The organism is Pantoea sp. ME81 (genome assembly GCF_903970985.1).
In the GTDB taxonomy this organism is placed as follows: Bacteria; Pseudomonadota; Gammaproteobacteria; order Enterobacterales; family Enterobacteriaceae; genus Pantoea; species Pantoea communis.
Map to the genome: position 1 here is coordinate 1 of NZ_CAJCKS010000213.1, position 7201 is coordinate 7201.

The 7201-nt window shown below is 54.3% G+C and carries 6 protein-coding genes; 4 read left to right on the plus strand and 2 right to left on the minus strand.

Annotated elements, in window-relative coordinates:
* Positions 1–1025, plus strand: a 1025-nt coding sequence (locus H7A81_RS24230; RefSeq protein WP_182058970.1) for a carbohydrate kinase family protein, incomplete at its 5' end; no start/stop codon positions are given.
* Here the strand turns inward: H7A81_RS24230 and H7A81_RS24235 are convergent.
* Positions 962–1708 (minus strand): response regulator, encoded by a 747-nt coding sequence (locus tag H7A81_RS24235; RefSeq protein WP_182058971.1) that lies wholly within the window; start codon positions 1706–1708, stop codon positions 962–964. The two genes, H7A81_RS24230 and H7A81_RS24235, sit on opposite strands and share 64 nt — an antisense overlap.
* 416 nt (positions 1709–2124) lie before the next feature.
* Here H7A81_RS24235 and H7A81_RS24240 point away from each other — a divergent pair, with 416 nt between their 5' ends.
* Together H7A81_RS24240 and H7A81_RS24245 are read left to right on the plus strand one after the other, a co-directional pair.
* The gene (locus H7A81_RS24240; RefSeq protein ID WP_211728366.1) at positions 2125–3423 is read left to right on the plus strand and encodes an NCS2 family permease; all 1299 of its coding nucleotides are present in this window, start codon (positions 2125–2127) and stop codon (positions 3421–3423) included.
* 257 nt (positions 3424–3680) lie between these two features.
* Positions 3681–4403, plus strand: coding sequence for a hypothetical protein (locus H7A81_RS24245; protein ID WP_182058972.1), 723 nt, complete (start codon positions 3681–3683; stop codon positions 4401–4403).
* Positions 4404–4451: 48 nt separating this feature from the next.
* Here the strand turns inward: H7A81_RS24245 and H7A81_RS24250 are convergent, their stop codons facing one another.
* Positions 4452–5900, minus strand: coding sequence for an AMP nucleosidase (locus H7A81_RS24250; protein ID WP_097116728.1), 1449 nt, complete (start codon positions 5898–5900; stop codon positions 4452–4454).
* 345 nt (positions 5901–6245) lie between these two features.
* Here H7A81_RS24250 and H7A81_RS24255 point away from each other — a divergent pair.
* The coding region (locus H7A81_RS24255; protein WP_182058973.1) for a branched-chain amino acid ABC transporter substrate-binding protein at positions 6246–7201 on the plus strand (956 nt) is incomplete at its 3' end.

The window sequence follows — 7201 nt, forward strand, 5'->3', positions numbered from 1 at the left end:
CGGGCAGTATGCTGGTGGATCATGTACAACGTATCACGCATTGGCCAGAACAAGGCTGGTTAGCGGAGATCACCCACAGTGAGAAGTGCAGCGGAGGCGCTGCACTGAATGTGCTGTTCACCCTGGCGCGCATGCAGGTCAATTTGCCGCTGGCCGGTGTCGGCATGGTGGGCGGGGACAGTGACGGTGATTACATCGTGCAGTTGCTGGACGATCATCAGATTGATCGTCAGTTTGTACAACGCACGCGCAATGTCAGCACGGCGATGACACAAGTGATGACCACGCCCGATGGTCAACGCACGTTTTTCCATGCCCGCGGCGCCAATGCCGAACTGGATTTGCCCCATTTTGCTGAAGTTGTCACTTCACATCGTATATTTCATCTCGGCTATTTGTTGTTGCTGGATAGTCTCGACCAGCCTGATGAGATTTTTGGTACGCGCAGCGCGCATCTGCTGGCACAAATGCAGCAACGGGGTTACCTCACTTCGCTGGATTTGGTGTCGCGAACCGGGGAGTATCGCCCGTTGGTGGTGCCGGCGTTACGCTGGCTCGACTATCTGGTGATTAATGAACTGGAGGCGCAGTCACTCACTGGCGTGACGCTGCGCAGCGCTTCGGGGCTGGCAGCACCCAGCGCGTTTGCCGAGGCCGCCGCCTGGTTACTGGAACAGGGCGTGCGCCAACGCGTGGTGATCCATGCCCCTGAAGGTGCCTGGGGACAAGAGAGCAGGGGTGAAGCAGGGTGGCAGCCGGCGTGGTGCCTGAAACCAGAGGAGATTGTGGGCAGCGTTGGGGCGGGAGATGCGTTTTGTGCTGGGGTGTTATATGCCAGTCATGAAGGTTGGCCCCTGCTGGAGACATTGAAGCTGGCACATACCTGCGCTTGTTTCAATTTGCATGCAGCGAATGCGCTGGACGGCACGCGGCCATTGGCCGAGATGCAGCGCTGGATGAATCAGGCAATCTGTGTTTCACGCGCGGCTGAAGCCGGACGCAATACATCAGCGGAAAATACGTAACCGAGGCCACGGATGGTGCGGATAAGGCTGGGTTGGTGTGGATTGGCTTCGATTTTCCGCCGCAGTCGCATGATGAGCACGTCTATGGTGCGGTCGAACACCTCAAGACTCTCATTGTGAGTCAGTTCCAGCAGTTGATCGCGCGTCAGCACTTTGCGTGCGTGACCCACCAGGGCGCGCAACAGGGTATATTCGCCTTGAGTGAGGGCGACACTTTCGCGCTGAGGATTAAACAACTGACAACGCGCATCATCCAGCCGCCAGCCATTGAATTGCCATCCTTCATCCTGCTGTGCATCAGCTTGTGTCAAACGTCCACAGCGGCGCAGTGCTGCACGCGCGCGCGCGACAACCACCCGAGGATTAAAGGGTTTGGCGATGTAATCATCCGCACCCATCTCTAATCCCACCACCATATCTGCTTCCGACCCCATCCCGGTCAGCATGATAACCAACAGGTCCGGCCGCTGCCGCTGCATCTGTTGCAGCACCAGTAAGCCGTTGGTGTCCGGTAGCATCATGTCCAGCATCACCAGGGAGATCTCGGGATGCTGGCTGAGCAGCGCAAGGGCATCTTTGCCCTGATGGCAGCTGTAGACGGTAAACACATGTTCACTCAAAACATCGTGCAGCAATTCACACACGGCACGATCATCATCAACGACCAAAATCGCGGGCTTCATTGCGCTGTCTCTTATGTTGCGAAAGGGTTAAAAGCAGTGTAACCCGATGTTTTTGAGCTGCTGTCCTGTGCTGCAGAAACGTGAGCGCCATCGCTGATCAGTGTGCGAAAGCGTGCGTTGCCGCAATCTTTTTCCTCCAGAAGGCAGTAGAAGGGAAAACGATTGCGCAGCCATGGTGCAATGCACCATAATCGCGCCCTGATCGGGTTCAGAATTATCCTAACCGTAACCGCATTTTGAAACGTAAACGATTGCGTACGGTGATGGCATAGCTATTGCTATGTGGACAGGGGAAAGCGGAAGGTGTGTCTGCCTTGGGTCCAGCGTGTGTCGCTTTCATCAATACAATAATTAGTTTGTTAACCACATTGGCAAGAGAGAACGTGCACCCGTGCCGTCTCCGCTCATGAGAGATGATGATGTTAGAAAAACTCTTCAAACTTAAAGCGCACAACACCACCGTGCGCACCGAAATCATTGCGGGTATCACTACCTTCCTGGCCATGGCCTACATTCTGTTTGTTAACCCGAGCATTCTCGGTGCGACCGGCATGGATAAAGGTGCGGTCTTTGTGGCGACCTGCTTAGCGGCGGCAATTGGCTGTGTGCTGATGGGGCTGATCGCCAACTATCCCATCGCGCTGGCACCGGGCATGGGGCTCAATGCTTTCTTCACTTATACCGTTGTGCTGCACATGGGCTATACCTGGCAGATCGCACTCGGCGCGGTGTTCCTGTCAGCGGTGATCTTCTTTGCGCTGTCAATTTTCAAAATTCGTGAGTGGATTATTGCCAGTATTCCGCTGCCTCTGCGCGCGGGTATCGCTGCCGGTATCGGCTTGTTCCTGGCACTGATTGCGCTGGAAGGCGCGGGCATCGTGGTGGATAACCCGGCTACACTGGTTGGCCTGGGCGATCTGACCAAACCGGGTCCGCTGCTGGCACTGTTAGGCTTCTTCATCATTGTGGCATTGGAAGCGCGTCGCGTGACCGGCGCAGTGTTGATCGGCATCCTGGTCGTGACCTTTATCTCGATGGGCATTGGTCTGACGCCATTTGGTGGCGTGTTCTCAGCACCCCCTTCTATTGCACCCACCTTTATGCAACTGGATATCGCCGGTGCGTTTAACGTGGGTCTGGTGAGCGTTATCTTCGCCTTCCTGTTTGTGGATGTGTTCGATAACACCGGTACGCTGCTGGGCGTGACCAAGCGTGCGGGTCTGGCGGATGAGCAGGGCAATGTGCCGAAAATGGGCCGTGCGTTAATCGCTGACAGTGCGGCTGCGCTGTTTGGTTCACTGCTGGGTACCTCAACGACCACCAGCTATGTTGAATCGGCTGCGGGTGTCAGTGCTGGTGGTCGTACTGGTTTGACAGCGATTGTCGTCGCTGTGCTTTTCCTGCTGAGCCTGTTCTTCTCGCCGCTGGCGGGTAGCGTCCCGGTTTACGCCACCGCACCGGCATTACTGTTTGTGGCGGTGTTGATGGCCTCTGGTTTGGCCGAAATTGACTGGAAAGACATCACCACGGCTGCGCCAGTGACCGTCACCGCGCTGACCATGCCTTTGACTTACTCCATCGCCAACGGTATCGCCTTCGGTTTCATTACCTGGACCGTGGTAAAACTGCTGAGTGGTCGTACGAAAGAGATCAATGCTGCACTGGTGATTCTCTCGATTCTGTTCGTCATCAAACTGGGCTGGCTGAGCGCTTAAGTTTTGGTTTCCGGAAGCCCGCTCGGGCTTCCGTGTTTTCTGTTTCATCCCCAACAATATTTTATGTGCCATCTCTCGCAATCCCTCACTGTGACTGCTTTTGTTATTTCTCTGCCAGTTTTAGCCTGTGCGACGTATTGATGCCTGCCTGAACTTTTTTGCCGCGAATGGCGGGTTCGTGGAATGTTTAATCGGCTCGAATCTGTTTCACTACGCTGCAAGGTGAAGAGATAGCCGGGACTCTCTGGAGGTTTGTAATGGAATACGCCATGCGTACTGCCCCGTTTCTTCCACCACTTATCTATGTCGTCAGGAATATCGGAGATTCAAAAATGGAAGAGTTAACTCAACGAGTCGGGTTACTGGAAAAAACTACGCATCAAATTCAACAGGATGTTGCCGTCCTGACCGCGCGATCCGAGAATTTTGCGACTAAGGCCGATATCGGCACGCTGCGTACCGAATTGCTGGGAGAAATGGGAAAGTCGGAAAAGCGTACCGATGGTAAGTTCGAAAAGATGGCGCTGCACTTCGACGATAAACTGGGGACTATAGCGCTGAATTTCGACGATAAGTTGGGAAAAATGGCGCTGCACTTCGACCATAAACTGGGGACTATGGCGCTGAATTTCGACGATAAGTTGGGAAAAATGGCGCTTCACTTTGACGATAAACTGGAAAGGTTGGAAGTGCGCATCGACGACAAGTTGGACAAAATGGAACTGCGCATCGACGACAAGTTGGACAAAATGGAACTGCGCATCGACGACAAGCTAGACAAAATGGAACAACGCATCGATGTGAAGTTTGAACGCATGGATGAAAAATTTGAGAAGAAGTTTGTCAGGATCGATGAGAGGTTTGAAAAGCTCAATGTGAAATTTGAAAAGCTGAATGACCGACTCACCTGGTCCATTATGGTGCCCGCTATTCTGGCTGTGCTGGCCTGGTTTGTGAAAGACATATTGGTTAAAGTTTGAACTGAAATCCAATGTAACTCCGGTCCCATTGGGACCGGAGTTAAACCTTTACCTGAAAGGGGGTTCATTAAAGGTGCGCAACTTCCTTGAATGCAACTTATCGCCCTCAGCACGCAGCAGTTCTACCGCACAAATGCCAATCTGCAGATGCTCAGAAATCGCCCCCTCATAGAAACGATTCGCCTGGCCCGGCAATTTAATCTCGCCGTGCAGTGGCTTATCCGAGACGCACAGTAAGGTGCCGTAAGGTACACGGAAGCGATAGCCTTGCGCGGCAATCGTGGCACTCTCCATATCAACTGCCACCGCGCGACTCAGGTTAAAGCGCAGTGCAGAAGCGGAGTAACGCAACTCCCAGTTACGGTCATCTGTGGTCACTACCGTACCGGTGCGCAGACGCTGTTTCACCTCTTCTCCCGGCATGCCGCTCACGGCTTTGGTGGCGTCATATAGCGCGCGCTGCACTTCAGCAATGCTCGGAATAGGAATGTCCGGCGGCAGCACACTATCCAGTACATGATCGTCACGCAAATATGCATGCGCCAGCACGTAATCACCGATGGTCTGGCTTTCACGCAGGCCGCCGCAGTGACCAATCATCAGCCAGGCGTGGGGGCGAATCACTGCCAGATGGTCGCAGATGGTTTTGGCATTGGACGGACCCACACCAATGTTCACAAGGGTGATGCCACGGCGATTCGGTGATGTCAGGTGCCAGGCCGGCATCTGGTGCTTCTTCCAGGCCAGATCAGACATCATTGCCGTGGGATCCTGGGTGTCAGCGGTGATCACCACATCGCCAGCACAGGCAAGGCTGTCATAGGGTGTGGAAGGATCCTGAACCTGCTCAATCGCCCAACGCACAAACTCATCGACATAGCGCGTGTAGTTAGTAAAGAGCACAAACGGCTGAAAATGCTCGACGGCTGTGCCGGTGTAGTGGCGTAAACGCGCCAGTGAGAAATCAGTGCGCAGTGCATCGAAGTGTGACAGCGGGAAAATGGCATTAGCATGGAACAGGCCATCTGCGGTTTCATCGCCAATCTGCGACAGTTCGGTGGTAGGGAAATGGCGCGCAATGCTGGCGCTCATCGAGCGATCCAGTGTCAGGCCATCAATGACGTACGGGTACGGAATCTCCTGCTGTGAAGGCACCACTTCAACCAGGACGTCGTACTCTTTCTCCAGCATCTGTAATTGCTCACTCAGGTAGTGACGCAACAGTGCCGGGCGGGTAATGGTGGTGCTGTAACTGCCGGTGTGGGTAAAACGTCCCCATGCACGAGTGCGGTTTTGCTGTGGGCCTTCACCCAGCCAGGTGATGCGCAGTTCCGGATAAACAAACAGACCTTTCTGTCGCGCATCTTCATCCGGCAGCGTGCCGGTTGTCGTGAAATCGCGAATCGCGTTGCGCAGTGCTTCCACTGCGCTTTCATACAGGCGCTCCAGTTCATCCAGTGCCTGCTGGCTACTCAATCCGTTCCGTTGCGTATTCATAGATTCTCCTTCAGGAAACGTGGACCGATTTGACCAGAGCATAGCGGATAAACACCCCAGCACGATGAATAATCTGTGATCGACCGCATTCTGCACCATCACGGTGCTGGTATGCGGCTTAACTCTGGCTATGTTTATGATTAGCAGGGATGTCACCTCGCGCCTCGTCTACCCTGGCGCGATGCCACTGCAAAAAGCTGCCACCGACCGTCTTCTTTGGCGAGTTTCTTGCTTGATCCTAAATCGTGGCCCTATCGGCTGCATACAGTGCTGCAAAAGTTTCAGAAATTGATTTCTCCCAGGCCGTGGTATGGCTCCGTTCCTGACCCGTTGAGGATTGAAAGCATGTCTTTGAAATTCATGAAACACCCAGTGAAGGTGGTACTTGCAGGTTGTCTGAGCATGGCATTTTACGCTCAGGCGGATATCAAGATTGGTGTGGCAGGCCCGTTCTCTGGCCCAAATGCGACCTACGGGGCGCAATACTGGAAGGGTGCAAGTCAGGCTGCTGATGATATCAATGCCGCTGGCGGTATTAACGGCGAAAAAATTGTGCTGGTGCAGGGCGATGATGCCTGCGAACCCAAACAAGCAGTATCAGTAGCAAACCGACTCGTCGATCAGGACAAAGTGATGGCGGTGGTGGGCCACTTCTGTTCCTCCTCTACCATGCCCGCGTCAGAGGTGTATGACGAAGCTGGCGTGTTGGCGATCACCCCCGGATCCACCAACCCGCAAATCACCGAGCGCGGCATGAAAACCATGTTCCGCATGTGTGGCCGTGACGATCAGCAAGGCGCGATTGCGGCGGACTTCATTATCGACAAACTGAAAGCGAAAAAGGTGGCGGTAATTCATGACAAAGACACTTACGGTCAGGGGCTGGCCGATGCCACCAAAGCTGCGCTGGAAAAACGTGGCGTGAAAGAGGTGCTGTATGAAGGGCTTTCACGCGGTGAGAAAGACTTCAATGCGCTGGTCACCAAGATTGGCGCGGTGAAACCCGACGTGGTCTATTTCGGAGGTTGTCATCCAGAAGCCGGTCCGCTGGTGCGTCAAATGCGTGAGCAGGGTGTGAATGCCGCCTTCTTCTCCGGAGACTGCATCGTGACGGAAGAGATGGTGACAGCGGCAGGTGGCCCTCAATACACCAAAGGGGTTTACATGACCTTCGGTAATGACCCGCGCACCATTCCGGATGGCAAAGCGGTGATTGAGAAGTTCCGCGCCAGTGGCTTCGAACCGGAAGGTTACACCCTGTACGCTTACGCCTCTGTGCAGGCTATTGCGGCGGCTTACAA

Coding starts and splice junctions, on each gene's coding strand:
- H7A81_RS24240 (WP_211728366.1), top strand. CDS start 2,125: ATGATGTTAGAAAAACTCTTCAAACTTAAAGCGCACAACACCACCGTG.
- H7A81_RS24245 (WP_182058972.1), top strand. CDS start 3,681: ATGGAATACGCCATGCGTACTGCCCCGTTTCTTCCACCACTTATCTAT.
- H7A81_RS24235 (WP_182058971.1), bottom strand. CDS start 1,708: ATGAAGCCCGCGATTTTGGTCGTTGATGATGATCGTGCCGTGTGTGAA.
- H7A81_RS24250 (WP_097116728.1), bottom strand. CDS start 5,900: ATGAATACGCAACGGAACGGATTGAGTAGCCAGCAGGCACTGGATGAA.